14 protein-coding genes are annotated in these 19740 nt (G+C 59.4%); 10 read left to right on the top strand and 4 right to left on the bottom strand.

The features are described from left to right. The first annotated feature begins 47 nt into the window (after positions 1-47). The 4 genes from ACM6IP_RS20270 (at position 48) to ACM6IP_RS20285 (ending at position 5131) form a co-directional block, all read left to right on the top strand. Complete coding sequence (locus tag ACM6IP_RS20270; protein WP_414862163.1) at positions 48-1253, top strand: aminotransferase class V-fold PLP-dependent enzyme; 1206 nt, start codon at positions 48-50, stop codon at positions 1251-1253. Then, entirely contained in the window at positions 1250-1666 is a 417-nt protein-coding gene (locus ACM6IP_RS20275) for a SufE family protein (RefSeq protein WP_414862164.1), read from the top strand. The genes ACM6IP_RS20270 and ACM6IP_RS20275 overlap by 4 nt, the downstream gene beginning before the upstream one ends. Positions 1667-2216: 550 nt before the next feature. After that, entirely contained in the window at positions 2217-3416 is a 1200-nt protein-coding gene (locus ACM6IP_RS20280; RefSeq protein WP_414862165.1) for a YcaO-like family protein, read from the top strand. Further along, a complete protein-coding gene (locus ACM6IP_RS20285; RefSeq protein ID WP_414862166.1) occupies positions 3404-5131 on the top strand; it encodes an ATP-binding cassette domain-containing protein in 1728 nt (575 codons plus the stop codon). The genes ACM6IP_RS20280 and ACM6IP_RS20285 overlap by 13 nt, the downstream gene beginning before the upstream one ends. Before the next feature lie 24 nt (positions 5132-5155). Here the strand turns inward: ACM6IP_RS20285 and tcdA are convergent, their stop codons facing one another. Next, on the bottom strand, positions 5156-5968 hold the full coding sequence (gene tcdA, locus ACM6IP_RS20290; protein ID WP_371917577.1) for a tRNA cyclic N6-threonylcarbamoyladenosine(37) synthase TcdA: 813 nt from the start codon (positions 5966-5968) through the stop codon (positions 5156-5158). Between the two features lie 220 nt (positions 5969-6188). On the opposite strand from tcdA, the gene ACM6IP_RS20295 reads away from it, so the two are divergent. From ACM6IP_RS20295 to ACM6IP_RS20310, 4 genes are all read left to right on the top strand, one after another. Further along, the gene (locus tag ACM6IP_RS20295) at positions 6189-8780 is read left to right on the top strand and encodes a glycosyltransferase (protein WP_401130075.1); all 2592 of its coding nucleotides are present in this window, start codon (positions 6189-6191) and stop codon (positions 8778-8780) included. Positions 8781-8990: 210 nt separating this feature from the next. Beyond that, on the top strand, positions 8991-10142 hold the full coding sequence (dapE, locus tag ACM6IP_RS20300; protein ID WP_414862167.1) for a succinyl-diaminopimelate desuccinylase: 1152 nt from the start codon (positions 8991-8993) through the stop codon (positions 10140-10142). Continuing rightward, positions 10142-10951 carry a putative RNA methyltransferase gene (locus ACM6IP_RS20305; RefSeq protein WP_414862168.1) on the top strand — a complete coding sequence of 270 codons (810 nt, stop codon included), beginning with the start codon at positions 10142-10144 and terminating at the stop codon, positions 10949-10951. Before dapE ends, ACM6IP_RS20305 begins: the two co-directional genes overlap by 1 nt. 84 nt (positions 10952-11035) lie before the next feature. Next, positions 11036-11413, top strand: coding sequence for a hypothetical protein (locus ACM6IP_RS20310; protein ID WP_065932867.1), 378 nt, complete (start codon positions 11036-11038; stop codon positions 11411-11413). Positions 11414-11669: 256 nt separating this feature from the next. On the opposite strand, the gene ACM6IP_RS20315 is transcribed toward ACM6IP_RS20310, so the two are convergent. After that, positions 11670-11879, bottom strand: coding sequence for a cold-shock protein (locus ACM6IP_RS20315; RefSeq protein ID WP_095166762.1), 210 nt, complete (start codon positions 11877-11879; stop codon positions 11670-11672). 247 nt (positions 11880-12126) lie between these two features. On the opposite strand from ACM6IP_RS20315, the gene plsB reads away from it, so the two are divergent. Continuing rightward, positions 12127-14628 carry a glycerol-3-phosphate 1-O-acyltransferase PlsB gene (plsB, locus tag ACM6IP_RS20320; protein ID WP_414862169.1) on the top strand — a complete coding sequence of 834 codons (2502 nt, stop codon included), beginning with the start codon at positions 12127-12129 and terminating at the stop codon, positions 14626-14628. Positions 14629-14679: 51 nt separating this feature from the next. Continuing rightward, the gene (locus ACM6IP_RS20325) at positions 14680-15090 is read left to right on the top strand and encodes a YbaY family lipoprotein (protein WP_414862170.1); all 411 of its coding nucleotides are present in this window, start codon (positions 14680-14682) and stop codon (positions 15088-15090) included. A 110-nt stretch (positions 15091-15200) separates the two neighbouring features. On the opposite strand, the gene ACM6IP_RS20330 is transcribed toward ACM6IP_RS20325, so the two are convergent. Together ACM6IP_RS20330 and ACM6IP_RS20335 are read right to left on the bottom strand one after the other, a co-directional pair. Further along, on the bottom strand, positions 15201-16562 hold the full coding sequence (locus ACM6IP_RS20330; RefSeq protein ID WP_414862185.1) for a Fic family protein: 1362 nt from the start codon (positions 16560-16562) through the stop codon (positions 15201-15203). A gap of 112 nt (positions 16563-16674) precedes the next feature. Beyond that, positions 16675-19734 carry an efflux RND transporter permease subunit gene (locus ACM6IP_RS20335; protein ID WP_414862171.1) on the bottom strand — a complete coding sequence of 1020 codons (3060 nt, stop codon included), beginning with the start codon at positions 19732-19734 and terminating at the stop codon, positions 16675-16677. Between the last annotated feature and the right edge of the window lie 6 nt (positions 19735-19740).

The raw sequence follows: 19740 nt of genomic DNA on the forward strand, positions 1-19740 counted from the left end.
GCTCGCTCCTACAGGGGTTCGGCGTACCTCCTGCAGGGCCCGATAACATGTTGATCCTCTCACCCTGGCGCGCCGATTTCCCGGCCATCGCCGCCCTGCAACGGCAAGACCAGACCTATCTGGACAACGCCGCCACCACCCAGAAACCCCAAGCCCTGCTCGACGCGCTGGCGCACTACTACGCCAACGGCGCGGCCAACGTCCATCGGGCGCAACACCTGCCCGGCGCCCATGCCACGCAAGCGTTCGAAGACAGCCGCAACAAAGTCGCGCATTGGCTCAATGCGCAAACCAGCGGGCAAATCATCTTCACCCACGGCGCGACCTCTGCGCTGAACCTCCTGGCCTATGGCCTGGAACACCTTTTCCAAGCGGGCGATGAAATTGTCATCAGCGCCCTGGAACACCACGCCAACCTTTTACCCTGGCAACAACTGGCCAAACGTCGCGAGCTGAAACTGGTGGTACTGCCACTGGACGTCGACGGCGTAATCGACCTGCAGGCCGCCAGCACACTGATCGGGCCCCGCACCCGGTTGCTGGCAGTCAGCCAATTGTCCAACGTACTGGGGGCCTGGCAGCCACTGGCGCCCCTGCTGGCCCTGGCACAGGCCCACAACGCCTTGACCGTGATCGACGGTGCCCAGGGCGTGGTTCATGGCCGGCACGACGTGCAGGCGCTGGGCTGCGACTTCTATGTGTTTTCCAGCCACAAACTCTACGGGCCCGATGGCCTGGGGGTGGTATTTGGCCGCAACGCTGCCCTTGAGCAATTGCGCCCCTGGCAGTTCGGCGGCGAGATGGTGCTGGATGCCAACTACCACGACGCACGGTTCCGCCCGGCGCCCCTGGGCTTTGAAGCCGGGACCCCGCCGATTGCCAGCGTGATCGGCCTGGGCGCAACCCTCGACTACCTGGCAGGGCTGGATCAGGACGCGGTGTCGGCCCACGAAGCGGCGCTGCATGAGTACTTGTTGAAGGGCCTGCAGGCGCGCAATGGCATCCGGCTACTCGGCAAACCCCAGCTGGCACTGGTCAGCTTTGTCGTCGAGGGCGTGCACAACGCCGACCTGGCCCACCTGCTCACAGAACAGGGAATTGCCGTGCGCGCCGGTCATCACTGCGCCATGCCATTGCTCAAGAGCTTCGAGCTGGCCGGGGCCATTCGTGTGTCGCTGGCGCTGTACAACGACTCCGAAGACCTTGAGCGCTTCTTCGAAGCCCTGGACCAAGCCCTGGAGCTGTTGCGATGAACCTGCCCGCCGAGGCCGTCAACGCCCTGCACACCTTCCAGGCCGCCGCCGGCTGGGAACAAAGGGCGCGCCTGTTGATGCAATGGGGCGACCGCCTGCCGCCCTTGAATGAAGCCGACAAATCCGAAACCAACCGCGTGCACGGCTGTGAAAGCCAGGTGTGGCTGGTGGGTGAACTGCACGACGGTCACTGGCAGTTTGCCGCGAGCAGCGATGCACGGTTGATTCGCGGGCTGGTGGCATTGCTGCTGGCGCGGGTCAATGGCTTGTCCGCGCAAGAGTTGCAACAGGTGGACTTACCAGACTGGTTCAACCAACTGGGCCTCAGCCGCCAGCTCTCACCGTCCCGCAGCAATGGCTTGAACGCGGTGTTGCAGCGGATGAATGAGTTGGCAACAGCACTTTTTTTATAAAAGCTTCATCAACACCAAAGCGAGATCCCACTGCTTGCCTTCTCCCGCCATATATAGTCGAAATAACTGGATATGCTCAGACCTAAAATGGAGCTCAGAATAGTTAACACCACTCAAACCCATTAAACATCTTAAGCTTTTGAAATAACACAACAAAATCAAAAACCTCAACAAAAACAAAAAACATAAAAGATTCACCCCACCCAAACGTAGGAACAAACCCACATTCGCATGGGAAGTTTCGCAACACCTTTCGATTGTAAAACAATCTCCAAAAAGCATTAATAACTCACTTGCGACAATTCAGCGCAAGTGCGGCGCTTACTCAAAAGCACCGCCTTATCAAAAAGGGAGTTAACATCATGGGTAAAAGACGTACCGAGATAGTCCCTGGGGATGTAATGTCACAGGTAATAGGGAGGTCAGATGGATTCCTGAAAAGCGAAGAAAAATTCTTTGCCTTTCTGACAATCTGACACTCACTGCAAGGTACCAGTAACCAGTGCCGAAAGGACGACCTTTCGGCACTCATAGCCTCACGAGGTTACTTATGTCTGAACGAGAATTTACTCCCTCTATCGCGTTAACAAAAATCAGAAAAATCATTCAGTCACTAAACCTAAACTCAAAAACACATTACAGCGACAAACACAAACTAGTAGCGACCGCCGAACTTTTCGACGAGAACAACAAATACATACAGTCAGGCGCTGGAAAAGGACCCAACGCGCTTGTCGGAGCACTAGCTGAAAGCATCGAACACTACAGCACATTCCAACAAACCAAAAATCAAACAACTCATCAACATTGTGAGTTAATCGCCACACAAAAAGGAGCTGAGCATGACGGATTTTTAACAGGACTTCCATATAGAGCAGGCTCAATAGAAGCGTTCAAACTCACAACCCTAGACGACGAGAAGACACTTTATATTCCGAGTATTATTCTCAACCCAAACATTGAGAGAGACTCATGGGACGGTGACAATCCAAATATGCAATTCCTGTCTCGCTATTCATCCAACTCGGGGATTGCATTTGGCTGCACCAAAGCCGAGGCACTTCTGCACGGAACCAATGAAGTTGTTGAAAGGCACATTCTTTCTTGTTTTTTCATGGCAGTCTGCACGATCGGTCCACCCCTGAAGCTGTATACACCGTCAAAGGCATTACTCAGGAACGCATTAGAAAGTAATCCCCATGCCCTTTCAGTAGCTGAAAAATTACAAATAATCATCATCAAAGACGTGATGAACATTTACTTCTCTGTAGCGCTACCTAAATCTGGCCCTGGACATCTTCACCTTTCACCGATTGGCTCAGGTTGCTCGCTGGATATTTGCACCGCAGTTCAACGGGCTGTAACTGAACAACATCAAGTAAATACTCTATATGACGATGCGCAAGAAATAATCGACCGCAGATCGTTAGACTTCCTGAACAGATCAAAAGTACTAAAACACTTAATTGCCTTTGAAGCTGTAACACACCTTAAGCTTCCAACACTTGACTTGCCGACAACGAACATCGTCACGAACGTTCCACTGCAACTAAGAATCCTGGAAAACAACCTATTAGCCTCGGGCAGATCCATACACCACAGAATAGTTTCTCGATACTCAGACGACGGCATCGTTTGCCAAGCGTACGTTCCTGGATTAGAACGTTTTAATCTAATTAGAAATGGGTCTTGGGTTGCACCTCAAGAGATACTTCGGCAAGCACCAGCAGGCATCCAATGCAGACCCTAATTAGAACAACCTGCAAAAATCACTCAGCATTACTCATATCAACGACAGTTACAATAATAGCGCTAAAAATATTAGCACTAACACCGCCTCTATTATTGGGAAACATTGTCGACACTCTAGGCAATGAAGAACCATCAACTCTAAACACCCTCCTGTTTCTGACTACTGCTTTTACACTAGCCGGCTGCATCCAGGCACTTATCAATCCCTTACAAACATTTCTTTTATCAAGACTGGTCCAGCACGTAGTGAAAGACGCATCCATCCACTGGATCGCCCAATTAATGCGCAAGGAGTTCCTGCAGTTCAGCGCATGGCGTATCGGCCATTTTATAAAGTCAGTCGAAAGGGGAATTACCGCGCATGAACAACTGCTGACCTTCTTTGTGACCATCGGATTCCCATTGTGCCTCGAGTTTCTGATCGTCGCAGGGGCCTTCATCTATATGGGGGGAGCAGGCATCTTTTTCGCCATGGCCAGCTTGGGTGTCTTCTATCTGTTTATCGCCCATAGGATCATCCGGTGGCGCAGAAAACACATAGATGCCGTCAATGAGCAAGAAGATGAACTCAGCGCCGTGCTGTTCAATACCCTGAGCAGTGCCAAGACGATAAAACTGGAGCGTGCCGAGCACACGGCGACTGCGCCACTAAACCATGCGTTCAAGCGCTATGCCTTAGCGGCCGTGACCGTCGCAAGCTCAGGTGGGGTGTTGACCGGGGTCAAAACCTTGTTTGTGAGCTTCTCCATGGGCGGATTGCTCGCCTGGGGCATCCTCGATCAATTATCGGGTGAGCCCAGCATCAGCGTCGGTCAGTTGGTGGCTACCTTTTCCATTGCCGGTAGTTTCTTACTCAACATTACCGCCTTGACCGAGGGCTATCGGGTTCTTGATCAGTTTCTCGCTGACCAGCGCCGCTTCCAGCACTTGCTCTCGCTGCCAAACTTCGACGACGACATTCGAGCGGCAGACATCAACCCCCTGACGCCCTCGACGCTGGTGCTCGGCCCTGTTGTTGTGCATGACCACGAGGCTGTGCGGCTGTCCATCAACAACAGTATCGCGTTCACCCAAGGCCAATCGGTTGCCATCATCGGCCCCAGTGGTGCGGGTAAATCAACCTTGCTGGAAGCACTGGCGGGGTTGAATGTCATAGTGAGGGCGCGGCTAAGCATCGACGGGATGACTCTTTCCAGTCTCAACGCCCAGACCCACCTGAAGGTTCTGCGGTACTGCCCTCAGTCACCGCAGTTCCTTGAGGGGATTTTCGACAGGGCCGTTCTGTTCGGCATTACCTCGTCACCGGGCCTCAAGCACGCAATACAGCAACTGAACCTTGAAGAGGTGGTATCCGAGCGTTGCCTGACGGAAAACGCATCGAACATTTCAGGGGGGGAAGCCAAACGCCTGTCACTGCTGCGACTGATCAACCGACCAGGGCGATTTAATTTGTTTGACGAGCCCAGTGCATCGATTGAACCGAAACTGGCCGCGCCGGTGTGGGATTTGTTGTTCCAGACCTTCGCCGAGCGTGGGTTGATTTGTGTCACCCATGATGTGGAGCACTTGCACCGCTTTGATCGCGTCATCGTCATGCATGCCGGTTCGATCATTGACGACGGCCCCTGGTGTGAGCTCTCCAGCAAGGCTGTCGTCAAAGCGCTGTTGAGTGACGTTGCGACGCGCGACAACCTGATAGAAACCCCACATTAGCCATCGCCCCCACTCGGCAAGCTTTTATGCCTGAGGCTTGACCTTGTCCGCCGGCCGTCGTACACCCGCGACGATCTTGTCCACAGCCTTGGTCGCCGCGACCATGCCGAAGGTCGCGGTCACCATCATCACCGCGCCAAAGCCACCGGCGCAGTCGAGCTTGACGCCGTCGCCGACAAAACTCTTCTGCAGGCAGATGCTGCCATCGGGTTTCGGGTAGCGCAGTTGTTCCGTGGAGAACACGCACGGCACGCTGTAGTGGCGGGTCACGGTGCGGGAAAAGTTGTAGTCGCGACGCAGGGTCGAACGCACTTTTGAGGCCAGTGGGTCATTGAAGGTGCGGTTCAGGTCGCAGACCTGGATCAGCGTCGGGTCAATCTGCCCGCCAGCGCCGCCAGTGGTAATGATCTGGATCTTGCGGCGCTTGCACCAGGCGATCAGGGCGGCCTTGGCGTTGACGCTGTCGATGCAATCGATCACGCAGTCGATATTCGGCGTGATGTACTCGGCCATGGTCTCGCGGGTGACGAAGTCTGCCACCGCGTGCACCGTGCACTCGGGATTGATCCCGCGCAGGCGCTCCGCCATGACCTCGACCTTGGGTTTGCCCACCGTGCTGTCCAGGGCGTGCAATTGCCGATTGGCGTTGCTCACACAGACGTCGTCGAGGTCGAACAGGGAAATCTCGCCCACCCCGCAACGGGCTATGGCTTCCGCCGCCCAGGAACCTACGCCACCGACGCCGACAATCGCCACGTGGGCCGCGCGCAAGCGGGCCAGGCCTTCAATGCCATACAAGCGGGCGATGCCAGCAAACCGCGGATCTTCTGTACTCATGACCACTACCCTAAAAACCGGCGCGCATTATAGGGCCACGGGCCGACAAGTTTTCACCTTCTGGCTACAAGTGTAAGAACTAATGTGAAAGTAGGTTGCCCAATGTCCGGCATTTCCCTGTCTGCTATACGGTCAGTGAAGGCCCAGTGTAGGATGCGCGCCCTTTGGCGGTAAGCCGACCACCCCCCTCGTTCCGCACCTTTTGGAACCCGAAATAGCCATGTCATCGCGTAAATTTGGACTCAACCTGGTGGTAGTGCTGGCAATCGCCGCGCTGTTCACTGGTTTCTGGGCGCTGATCAACCGCCCGGTCACGACCCCCAACTGGCCAGAGCAGATCTCCGGTTTTTCCTACTCGCCGTTCCAGCAAGGCCAGTTCCCGCAGAAAAACCAGTTTCCGTCCGACGAAGAAATGCGTCGTGACCTGGAAATCATGAGCAAGCTGACCGATAACATCCGCACCTACTCCGTCGACGGCACCCTGGGCGACATTCCCAAGCTGGCGGAAGAGTTCGGCCTGCGCGTGACCCTCGGCATCTGGATCAGCCCGGACCTGGAACGCAACGAACGGGAGATCCTGCGCGCCATCGAGATTGCCAACACCTCGCGCAGCGTGGTGCGGGTAGTGGTCGGTAACGAAGCGATTTTCCGCAAGGAAATCACCGCCGAGCAGCTCAGCGTGATCCTCGATCGGGTGCGCGCCGCGGTCAAAGTCCCGGTAACCACCTCCGAGCAATGGCACGTCTGGGAAGAAAACCCGATGCTGGCCAAGCACGTCGACCTGATCGCCGCCCACGTCCTGCCCTACTGGGAGTTCGTCCCGGTGGACCAGGCAGGCCAGTTCGTCCTGGACCGCGCCCGCGACCTGAAGAAGATGTTCCCGAAAAAACCCCTGCTGCTCTCCGAAGTGGGTTGGCCGAGCAACGGTCGCATGCGCGGCGGTGCCGATGCCACTCCCGCTGACCAGGCGATTTACCTGCGCACCCTGGTCAACAAGCTCAACCGCCAGGGCTTCAACTACTTCGTGATTGAAGCTTTTGACCAGCCGTGGAAAGCCAGCGATGAAGGCTCGGTAGGCGCCTATTGGGGCGTGTTCAACGCTGCGCGCCAGCAGAAGTTCAACTTTGAAGGCCCGGTCGTCGCGATCCCCCAATGGCGGGTACTCGCCATCGGCTCCGTGGTCCTGGCGCTGCTGTCCCTGACCCTGTTGATGATCGACGGCTCGGCCCTGCGCCAGCGTGGCCGGACCTTCCTGACCTTCATCGCGTTCCTTTGCGGTTCGGTGCTGGTGTGGATCGGCTACGACTACAGCCAGCAATACAGCACCTGGTTCAGCCTGACGGTGGGCTTCCTGCTCGCGCTCGGTGCCCTGGGGGTGTTTATCGTGTTGCTCACCGAGGCCCATGAACTGGCCGAGGCGGTGTGGATTCACAAGCGCCGGCGCGAGTTCCTGCCGGTCCTGGGTGATTCGAACTACCGCCCCAAAGTGTCGATTCACGTGCCCTGCTACAACGAGCCGCCGGAAATGGTCAAACAGACCCTCGACGCCCTGGCCAACCTCGATTACCCGGACTTTGAAGTCCTGATCATCGACAACAACACCAAGGACCCGGCGGTCTGGGAACCAGTGCGCGACTACTGCGCAACCCTCGGCCCGCGCTTCAAGTTCTTCCACGTCGCGCCCCTGGCCGGTTTCAAGGGTGGCGCGCTGAATTACCTGCTGCCGCACACCGCCAAGGACGCCGAAGTGATCGCGGTGATCGACTCCGACTACTGCGTGCACCCCAACTGGCTCAAGCACATGGTGCCGCACTTCGCCGACCCGAAAATCGCCATCGTGCAGTCGCCACAGGACTATCGCGACCAGAACGAAAGCACCTTCAAGAAGCTCTGCTACGCCGAATACAAGGGCTTCTTCCATATCGGCATGGTCACGCGCAACGACCGCGATGCGATCATCCAGCACGGCACCATGACCATGACCCGCCGTACCGTGCTCGAAGAGCTCGGCTGGGCCGACTGGTGCATCTGCGAAGACGCCGAGCTGGGCTTGCGGGTATTCGAGAAAGGCCTGTCGGCGGCGTACTACCACGACAGCTACGGCAAGGGCCTGATGCCCGATACCTTCATCGACTTCAAGAAGCAGCGTTTCCGCTGGGCCTACGGCGCGATCCAGATCATCAAGCGCCACACCGCCAGCCTGATCCGCGGCAAGGACACCGAGCTGACCCGTGGCCAGCGCTACCACTTCCTCGCGGGCTGGTTGCCGTGGGTGGCCGACGGCATGAACATCTTCTTCACCGTGGGCGCCCTGTTGTGGTCGGCGGCGATGATCATCGTGCCGCACCGGGTCGACCCGCCGCTGTTGATTTTCGCGATCCCGCCCCTGGCGTTGTTCGTGTTCAAGGTCGGCAAGATCATCTTCCTCTACCGTCGTGCGGTGGGGGTCAACCTCAAGGATGCATTCTGCGCGGCGCTGGCCGGCCTGGCGCTGTCCCACACCATCGCCAAGGCGGTGCTGTACGGTTTCTTCACCAGCAGCATTCCGTTCTTCCGCACACCGAAAAATGCCGACAACCACGGCTTCTGGGTGGCCATCTCGGAGGCCCGTGAAGAGCTGTTCATCATGCTGCTGTTGTGGGGCGCGGCGCTGGGCATCTGCCTGGTGCAAGGCTTGCCAAGCAACGACATGCGCTTCTGGGTGACCATGCTGCTGGTGCAGTCGCTGCCGTACCTGGCGGCGCTGATCATGGCCTTCCTGTCGTCGCTGCCAAAACCTTCGGCCGAGGTGCAAACCCAACCAGCGGTCTAAATCTGTAGCGATGCACTAAACGGCGGCCAATGGTCGCCGTTTTGCTTTAAGATATCCGCCATTTTGCGCGCCCTGGCCCACAGCCTGACCACAATTACTGTGGGGGCGAGCTTGCTCGCGATGAGTCCGTCACATTCAACATCTATGTTGAGGCTGGTTGCGCTATCGCGAGCAAGCTCGCTCCCACATTTAGATCTTCCGGAGTCCTACATGACGGCCCACGCCGACCTTTCGCCGACCCTCCAACTCGCCATCGACCTGATTCGTCGTCCATCGGTGACGCCGATCGATGCCGATTGCCAGAAGCAGATGATGCAGCGTCTGGGCGATGCCGGTTTTCTACTGGAGCCGATGCGCATCGAAGATGTGGATAACTTCTGGGCCACCCACGGCCAGCAGGCAGGTCCGGTGCTGTGCTTCGCCGGTCACACCGACGTGGTGCCAACCGGTCCGGTGGCGGCCTGGCAGATCGACCCGTTCGACGCGTTGATCGACGAACACGGCATGCTCTGCGGGCGTGGCGCAGCCGACATGAAGGGCAGCCTGGCGGCAATGACCGTGGCGGCCGAACGGTTTGTCGCCGATTACCCGAACCACAAGGGCAAGGTTGCCTTCCTGATCACCAGCGACGAAGAAGGCCCGGCACACCACGGCACCAAGGCAGTGGTCGAGCGCCTGGCTGCGCGCCAGGAGCGTCTGGACTGGTGCATCGTTGGCGAGCCATCGAGCACCACCCTGGTGGGTGACGTGGTCAAGAACGGTCGCCGTGGCTCCCTGGGCGCCAAGCTGACCGTGGGCGGCGTGCAAGGCCACGTGGCCTATCCGCACCTGGCGAAGAACCCGATCCACCTCGCCGCCCCGGCCCTGGCCGAACTGGCTGCCGAGCACTGGGATCACGGCAACGACTTTTTCCCGCCGACCAGCTTCCAGATTTCCAACGTCAATTCCGGCACCGGCGCGACCAACGTGATCCCCGGCGACCTGGTGGCGGTGTTCAACTTCCGCTTCTCCACTGAGTCCACCGTTGAAGGCCTGCAACAGCGGGTCGCCGTGATCCTCGACAAGCACGGCCTGGACTGGCACATCGACTGGGCCCTGTCCGGCCTGCCGTTCCTCACCGAGCCCGGCGCTTTGCTGGATGCCGTTGCCTCGAGCATCAAGGACATCACCGGTCGCGACACCCACGCATCCACCAGCGGCGGCACGTCGGACGGGCGTTTTATCGCCACCATGGGCACCCAGGTGGTCGAGCTCGGCCCGGTCAACGCGACGATCCACCAGGTCAACGAGCGGGTCCTGGCCAGCGATCTCGACGTGCTGACCGAAATCTACTACCAGACCCTGATCAAGTTGCTCGCCTGATGCTCGCCTGCCCTATCTGCAGCGCGCCGCTGAGCGCGGTCGACAACGGTATGACGTGCCCGGCCGGGCACCGTTTCGACCGCGCCCGCCAGGGTTACCTGAACTTGCTGCCGGTACAGCACAAGAACAGCCGTGACCCGGGTGATAACCAGGCCATGGTCGAAGCCCGACGCGACTTCCTCAACGCCGGGCATTACGCCCCGGTGGCCAAGCGCCTGGCTGAACTGGCCGCCGAACGCGCGCCGCAACGCTGGCTGGATATCGGCTGTGGCGAGGGTTACTACACCGCGCAGATCGCCGCAGCCCTGCCCACCGCCGATGGCTATGCCCTGGATATCTCCCGCGAAGCGGTGAAGCGCGCCTGCAAGCGCAATCCACAGCTGACCTGGTTGATCGCCAGCATGGCCCGGGTGCCGTTGGCCGACGCCAGCTGCCAATTCCTGGCCAGCGTCTTCAGCCCGCTCGACTGGCAGGAGGCCAAGCGCCTGCTCAGCCCTGGCGGCGGCCTGATGAAAGTCGGCCCGACCAGCGGTCACCTGATGGAATTGCGTGAGCGCCTGTACGACGAAGTCCGTGAGTACACCGATGACAAGCACCTGGCGCTGGTGCCGCAAGGCATGACCCTGCAACACAGCGAGACCCTGGACTTCAAACTGAACCTGGTACACCCCCAGGATCGTGCCAACCTGTTGGCCATGACCCCCCACGGCTGGCGCGCCAGCGCCGAACGCCGGGCGGCCGTGATCGAACAGGCCGAGCCGTTCGAGGTCAGTGTGTCGATGCGCTACGATTACTTCGTACTGCAATAACCCTTTAACTTTTGGCCCCCGCCAATGGCGTGGGCCGGCTAAATCCGCGAATGGATTTTTCGAAACTTGCCGTGAGGAACATCCATGCGCCAACCCGATATCGAGATTTACCTCAAAGACGCCGACGTCGACTACAAGGCTATCGCTGCCTGGCTCGGCGCTGCGCTGGGCCCTTGCACCGACTGGGTGCAGAAAGGCCAGACCTATAAGTGCAAGGCCGGCAACGTGCCCGTTACCTGGCTGCCAAAAGCCGTGGGCAAGTGGAACAGCCTGTACCTGGAAAGCGACCAGACCCCATGGGACGACGACATCGCCTGCGCCCGCGCCGCGTTTGCCGCGCTGAACGTCGAAGTACGCTGCGCGCCGGGGACCTGGGTCGAGGAAGAAGGTGAGGAATCGGCTGATCGCTGGATGCGCATCAGCGCTGACGGTGAAGAAGAGATCACCTGGAAAACTGCTTAATCACCTGTGGGAACGGGCTTGCCCGCGATGGCGGTATGTCAGCCACCATCGATGTTGAATGGACCGGCCCCATCGCTAGCAGGCTAGCTCCTACATTGGTTCTGGGTGTTCGCAAATTTTGGGTACATCTACTCAACCTGTGGGAGCGGGCTTGCCCGCGAAGACGATGGCACATCCAGCATTGATGTGAGTGCCAAACCGCTTTCGCGGGCAAGCCCGCTCCCACACTGGTCTTGCGTGTACTGAGGACCTGAGCTTACAGCCCTACCACATCCTCAGCCTGCAACCCCTTCTGCCCGTCCACCACGGCGTATTCCACCTGCTGGCCCTCGACCAGCGAGCGGTGGCCTTCGCCACGGATCGCACGGTAGTGCACGAACACATCGGCTCCCCCCTCACGCTGGATGAAGCCATAACCCTTGGCGTCGTTGAACCACTTCACGTTGCCGGTCTCGCGCGTTGCCATCAATCAGTACTCCCATTTTTATTATTAAGTCGGCTTGTTCATGGACAAGCCTGTAATACGTTTGCCAGGACTCGATGATCGGTAAACATCCGGGTCGATAGTGGCAAACGGCTGGCCGAGTATATGCCAGCCGCAAAAACTCTCAACTCAACAATACTTCGCCACCTTTTTGCCGATTTTCGACGAATACGGCACACTAGCGGCCCCGAGCGCTTGCTCGGTTTATCCAACTCAAAGCAGAAGCCGTATGACCCGCTCCCCGCTCCGCCGTCTAGTGTTTGGCACCTTGCGCCGACTGTTGTACCTCTGGGTCCGCTCGGAGACGATCAACCAGTCGTCCTTTACCCTCAACCTCGACTGCAGTCGCCCGGTGTTCTACGTCCTGCAAAACCCCTCACTGACCGACCTCGCCGTGCTCGACACCGAGTGCACCAAGGCCGGTCTGCCGCGTCCGGTGCTGCCGGTATCGGTGGGCAGCCTGCTGGAGCCGGCCGCGTTCTTCTACCTGACACCGGAGCCGGACTGGCTCGGCCGCCAGGACAAACGCGGCGCACCGCCGACCCTGACCCGCCTGGTCAGCGCCCTGAGCCAGAACGCCGTCGAAGACGCGCAGATCATTCCGGTCAGCGTGTTCTGGGGCCAGTCGCCAGACAGCGAATCGAGCCCATGGAAGCTGCTGTTCGCCGACAGCTGGGCCGTCACCGGCCGCCTGCGTCGCCTGCTGAGTATCATGATCCTGGGACGCAAGACCCGGGTGCAGTTCTCCGCACCGATTCACTTGCGCGAACTGATCGACCACAACAAGGGCCACGAACGCACCGTGCGCATGGCCCAGCGCATCCTGCGGGTGCACTTTCGCAACCTCAAGGCCGCGGTGATCGGCCCGGACATTTCCCACCGCCGCAACCTGGTCAAGGGCCTGCTCAACCAGCCGCTGGTCAAACAGGCGATCCTCGACGAAGCCGAGCGCGAGAACATTTCGCCGGAAAAAGCCAAGGCCCAGGCCCTGCGGTACGGCAACGAGATCGCCTCGGACTACACCTACACCGCGATCCGTTTTCTGGAAGTGGTGCTGAGCTGGTTCTGGAACAAGATCTACGACGGCATCAAGGTCAACCACATCGAGGGCGTGCAGAAGGTCGCCCAGGGTCACGAAGTGATCTACGTGCCGTGCCACCGCAGCCACATCGACTACCTGCTGCTGTCCTACCTGTTGTTTCGCAACGGCCTGACCCCGCCGCACATCGCCGCCGGGATCAACCTCAACATGCCGGTGATCGGTGGCCTGCTGCGCCGTGGCGGGGCGTTTTTCATGCGTCGCACCTTCAAGGGCAACCCGCTCTACACCTCGGTGTTCAACGAATACCTGCACACCCTGTTCACCAAGGGCTTCCCGGTGGAGTACTTCGTCGAGGGCGGCCGCTCGCGCACCGGGCGCATGCTGCAACCCAAGACCGGGATGCTGGCCATCACCCTGCGCAGCTTCCTGCGCTCGTCGCGCATGCCCATCGTCTTCGTGCCGGTCTATATCGGCTACGAACGGGTGCTGGAAGGCCGTACCTACCTGGGTGAATTGCGCGGCGCGAGCAAGAAGAAAGAGTCGATCTTCGATATCTTCAAAGTCATCGGCGCACTCAAGCAGCGCTTCGGCCAGGTCGCGGTGAACTTCGGCGAGCCGATCAAACTGGCCGAGTTTCTCGACAGCGAGCAACCGGACTGGCGCAGCCAGGACCTGGGCCCGCAGTTCAAGCCCGCCTGGCTCAACGAAACCACCAACCGCCTGGGCGAGCGTGTAGCGCGTCACCTCAACGAGGCGGCGGCGATCAACCCGGTCAACCTGGTGGCCCTGGCATTACTCTCCACCAGCCGCCTGGCGCTGGACGACCGGGCCATGGCGCGGGTGCTCGACCTCTATTTGGCGCTGCTGCGCCGTGTACCTTACTCGCCGCACACCACCTTGCCGGAAGGCGACGGCCGCGCGCTGATCGAACACGTCAAGGACATGGACCTGCTGTCCGAACAAAGCGATGCACTGGGCAAGATTCTCTATCTGGATGAGCAAAACGCCGTCCTGATGACCTACTACCGCAACAACGTGCTGCACATCTTCGCCCTGCCGGCATTGCTCGCCAGCTTCTTCCAGAGCGCCTCGCGGATGAACCGCGAACAGATCCTGCGCTATACCCGCGCGCTGTACCCGTACCTGCAATCGGAGCTGTTCATTCGCTGGTCGCTGGACGAACTGGACGCGGTGATCGACCAGTGGCTGGAAGCCTTTGTCGAGCAAGGCCTGCTGCGCCTGGAAAACGATGTGTACCTGCGGCCGGCCCCCAGCTCGCGACATTTCGTGTTGCTGACCCTGCTGTCCAAGAGCATCGCCCAGACCCTGCAGCGTTTCTACATGGCCATCTCGCTGCTGCTCAACAGCGGCCAGAACACCCTCAGCGCCGAAGAACTGGAGGACCTGTGCACAGTCATGGCCCAGCGCCTGTCGATCCTGCACGGCCTCAACGCTCCCGAGTTCTTCGACAAGAGCCTGTTCCGCCACTTCATCCAGACCCTGCTCGACCTCGACGTGCTGCGGCGCGACGAAGCCGGCAAGCTCAGCCATCACGAGTTGCTGGGGGAGTTGGCCGAAGGCGTGGCCAAACGTGTATTACCGGCGGAAATTCGCCTGTCGATCCGCCAGGTCGCGCTGCATCGCAGTGAAGACGCCGCCGATCAACCTGAAACGCCACCGACTGTCTAAATGAATCAGGGCGCCAGTCTGATACTGGAGCCCTCGCTACGGAGATCCGTGATGAAAAAACTCACCCTGCTCGCCGCCGCAGCCCTGCTTACCGCTTGCCAGACACCCTCCTCCGAGCCCAAGGCGTCCCTGGACGGGGAGGTCTTCTACCTGCAACGCATTGCTTTGCCGCCGACTGCGACCTTGAGTGTCAGCCTGCAGGACGTGTCCCTCGCCGATGCACCGGCCCGGGTGATCGACGAACACAAAGGTCCGGTTCAAGGCCAGGTCCCCCTGAAGTTCCACCTCAGCTACGATCCCCTGCAAGTTGAACCTGGCCACCGCTACTCGGTGAGCGCGCGGATCGAAAACGACGGCAAGCTGCTGTTCATCACCACCGAACATCACGCCGTGCAACTGGACGGCAAGGATCCCCAGCCGCTGCAAGTGCGCGTCGACGCCGTACGCCAAGGAACTCTCTAGCAGCTGCCGAGCCCGCGAGGCTGCGTTCGAGGACGAAGTCCTCGCTGGGCTAATGTGGCTCCTTGGCGTCTGCTTCGCAGCCGAACGCAGCCTCGCAGGCTCGACAGCTGCTACGGGCTGCTTCGGTCTGCTTGGATGTGCAATGCGTCACGCAGAAAGAACACCCACTCGCGCCCCATCTTTTTCTTCTCGAACACCTTGAGTTCGACCAGACCGTTCAGTGTGCTGGCAGCGGTGTTGTAAGAGCAGTTCAGGTTCTCCTTCACATTGACGGCGGTGAACTCTTTGGCCATGCCACTCTTGGCTACCTGAAATACCGTTCGTTGCTTGTCCGTCAATTGCTTGAACAGTCCCGACTCCTCAAGCCAACGATCAAATCCTTGGGCATAGACCAGACTCTTGCGATACACCGCCGAAAACTCGGTGACTGCGCGCAATATGACCGAGCACTGATGGTCGATGAAATACGTCAGGTCCAGCCCATCACTTTCGGTAGCCAGGTAGGAGCGACCGTACTTCACGGGTGCATTGCGCAACAGAATGCTGATAGCAATGTAGCGAAACGCGGAAAAATCATTCTTGAACATGAACCAGTAAAACAGCGCCCGCGCCACCCGACCGTTGCCATCGCGAAATGGATGCTCATAACCCATCGCAAAATGCAGGGCGATAGCCTTGATCATCGGGTGCACATAGTCGGCCTGCAACGGGTCGTTTTGCGACTGGTTGATCCAATGTGCCAAACCGCTGAGGCGAGCGCCGATGCCTGATGCCGGAGGTGGGGTATGGACGGTATTGCCCTCACCGTCCTGCACCACGACGTCATCATTGCTGCGAAAAAGCCCCGGCGAATACTGCGCATCATCGATATCTTCAACCCCCACGCGATGAAGCTGGCTGATGAGTTCGAGGCTCAACGGCTCATAACGTTTCTCCCAGGCAAACGTCATCATCTTGTAGTTGCCAATGACCATCCGCTCATCAGCAGAACGAGGCAGGCGATTGCGCTTGAGCATGTCCTTGGCCACCTGCGTGGTGGTCGCAGCACCTTCTAGCTGGCTACTGCTGATGGCTTCGTCTTCGATCAGGTCATTGAGCAAGTAGGCGAAATGCGCCGTCTCACCGATGTGATGAGTCATGTACTCCAGCGCGGCAGTGGTTGCCTGACGGTCGACCACCGACAGGGTTTTCTGCGCCAGCGGGGTGACGATGAAGTGAGTCCATTGGTTGGGCTCCCCCAATGGCAGCAGTTGGCTGTACTGGGCCATGCGCGCCTTTTTCACCAAGGCCCAACACAGCGTCGTATCCAGGCCTGGCGGCCAGCGATAACGCAGCTCATCGAATGGCAGATAACGACCCTGACTATCCAGTGGCTTGAGCAGGGCCAAATATTGCACGAGCTTTTCTTTGTAGGGTGAGATCCCAAGTTTTTCTAGAACGTCGGGATCTACGATGGGCGGACCCTTGATCATCTCTGTCTCAAAAAATAATAAAACTGAGACAGAAGTACAACACACCAACGACCTTGTCTCAACATTCTTAAATATTGAGACAAGGAACGCCGATCAACTGCCAGTCAAATCCTCACTCTCTCTTCACCCTGAACCACGCCGCATACAGTGCCGGCAGGAACAATAGGGTCAGTGCCGTGGCGACGATCAGGCCGCCCATGATGGCCACGGCCATCGGGCCGAAGAACACGCTGCGCGACAGCGGGATCATCGCCAGCACGGCCGCCAGCGCCGTCAGCACGATGGGCCGGAAGCGTCGCACCGTGGCTTCGATGATCGCCTGCCAAGGCTTGAGACCGGCCCGAATGTCCTGTTCGATCTGGTCCACCAGGATCACCGAGTTACGCATGATCATCCCCGACAGGGCGATGGTGCCCAGCATCGCCACAAAACCGAACGGCTGGCGAAACACGATCAGGAACAAGGTGACACCGATCAGCCCCAGCGGCGCCGTCAGGAACACCATCGCGGTGCGCGAGAAGCTGCGCAATTGCAGCATCAGCAAGGTCAGCACCACCACAATGAACAGCGGCACACCGGCCTTCACCGAGTTCTGGCCGCGGGCCGAGTCTTCCACCGTGCCGCCGACATCCAGCAGGTAGCCGTCGGGCAGTTCGGCGCGAATCGGCGCCAGGGTCGGCAAGATCTGCTGGACCAGGGTGGCCGGTTGTTCCTTGCCGTAGATATCGGCGCGCACCGTCACGTTGGGCAAGCGGTCGCGGTGCCAGATGATGCCCTCCTCAAAGCCGTATTCCAGGGTCGCGACCTGGGACAGCGCCACGCTCTTGCCGTTATCGGTCGGCACCGCCAGGCTCGACAGCAGCGACAGTTCGCTGCGTTCGTGCAAGGTGCCGCGCAAGAGGATTTCGATCAACTCGTTGTCTTCGCGGTACTGACTGACGCTGGAACCGGTCAGCGAGCTTTGCAAAAACTTCGACAGGTTGGCCGTGCTCACGCCCAGTGCCCGGGCCCGGTCCTGATCGACATTGAGGTACACCACCTTGCTCGGCTCTTCCCAATCCAGGTGCACATTGACCACATGGGGGTTCTCACGCACCTTGGCCGCCACTTTGCGGGCCAGGGCACGCACCTCCTCGATGTGCTCGCCGGTCACCCGGAACTGCACCGGGTAACCCACCGGCGGGCCGTTTTCCAGGCGCGTCACCCGTGAGCGCAATGCCGGGAACTGCTCGTTGAGGGTTTCGATCAGCCAGGTCCGCAGGTTCTCCCGCTCCTCGATGGTATTGGCCAGCACCACGAACTGGGCAAAGCTCGCCGCCGGCAATTGCTGGTCCAGTGGCAGGTAGAAACGCGGCGAACCGGTGCCGATGTAGGCCACGTAGTTTTCGATGCCGGCGTGTTCCTTGACCAATGCCTCCAGGCGCTTGACCTCAGCGGTGGTATTGCTCAGCGAGGCACCTTCGGCCAGCTTCAGGTCGACCATCAACTCCAGGCGGCCGGAGGCTGGAAAGAACTGCTGCGGGACAAACCGGAACAGCACCACCGAGGCCACGAACAGCACGATGGTCAGTGCAATCACCGTTTTACGCCGGCGCACGCACCACTCCACCAACCGTCGGACCCGTTGATAGAACGGCGTGCCATAAGGATCGGGCTGGCCAGCGCCGTGCTTGGCGGCGTGAATCTTTGCCAGGTCCGGCAGCAGCTTTTCGCCCAGGTACGGCACGAACACCACCGCCGCCACCCAGGACGCCAGCAACGCGATGGTCACCACCTGGAAGATCGAGCGGGTGTATTCGCCGGTACCCGATTGCGCCGTGGCAATCGGCAGGAAGCCGGCGGCAGTGATCAAGGTGCCGGTGAGCATTGGGAAGGCGGTACTGGTCCAGGCATAGCTGGCGGCCTTGAAGCGGTCGTAGCCCTGCTCCATTTTGATCGCCATCATTTCCACGGCAATGATCGCGTCGTCCACCAGCAGCCCCAGGGCCAGCACCAGCGCCCCCAGGGAAATCTTGTGCAGGCCGATGCCCAGGTAATACATGCAGGCAAAGGTCATCGCCAGCACCAGGGGGATAGCCAGGGCAACCACCATGCCGGTGCGCACGCCGAGCGAGAAGAAACTCACCAGCAGGACAATCGCCAGCGCTTCGGCCAACACTTGCACGAACTCACCGACACTGGTTTTCACCGCCGCCGGCTGATCCGAAACCTTGCGCAGCTGCATGCCGGCCGGCAAGTTGTTCTGGATGCGCTCGAACTCCAGTTCCAGGGCCTTGCCCAGTACCAGGATGTCGCCGCCGTCCTTCATCGCCACTGCCAGACCGATCGCATCTTCACCCATGAAGCGCATGCGCGGCGCCGGTGGATCGTTGAAACCGCGACGCACATCGGCCACGTCGGCAATCCGCAACGTCCGGTCGCCGACCCGGATTGGAAACCGCTGGATCTGCTCCACCGTCTCGAAGTTACCCGTGACCCGCAGTTGCAGGCGCTCGCTGCCGGTTTCAAAGAAGCCGGCATTGGACAGCGCGTTCTGCTCCTCCAGCGCCTGCTGCACAGCAGCCAGGGGCAAGCCCAGGGTGGCGAGCTTGACGTTGGACAGCTCGATCCAGATCTTCTCGTCCTGCACCCCGAGCAGCTCGACCTTGCCGACATCCTTGACCCGCTGCAGCTGGATCTGGATCCGGTCGGCATAATCCTTGAGCACCGCGTAATCAAACCCCTCGCCGGTCAACGCATAGATGTTGCCGAAGGTGGTGCCGAATTCATCGTTGAAGAAGGGTCCCTGGATTCCTGGTGGCAGGGTCTGGCGAATGTCGCTGACCTTCTTGCGCACCTGGTACCACAGCTCGGGAATCTGCTGCGAGTGCATCGAGTCGCGGGCAATGAACGTCACCTGGGATTCGCCGGGGCGCGAAAACGAGACAATGCGCTCGTACTCGCCGGTTTCCATCAGCTTCTTTTCGATGCGTTCGGTGACCTGGCGCGAGACCTCCTGGGCGGTTGCCCCGGGCCAATTGGTCTTGATCACCATGGCCTTGAACGTGAACGGCGGGTCCTCGCTCTGCCCCAACTTGGTGTAGGACAGGGTGCCAACGACGGCCAGCAGGATCATCAGGAACAGTACGATCTGGCGATTGCGCAACGCCCATGCGGAAAGATTGAAACCCATTGGGTA

Origin of the sequence: Pseudomonas sp. IT-P176 (assembly GCF_949767245.1) — a bacterium.
Taxonomy (GTDB): domain Bacteria; phylum Pseudomonadota; class Gammaproteobacteria; order Pseudomonadales; family Pseudomonadaceae; genus Aquipseudomonas.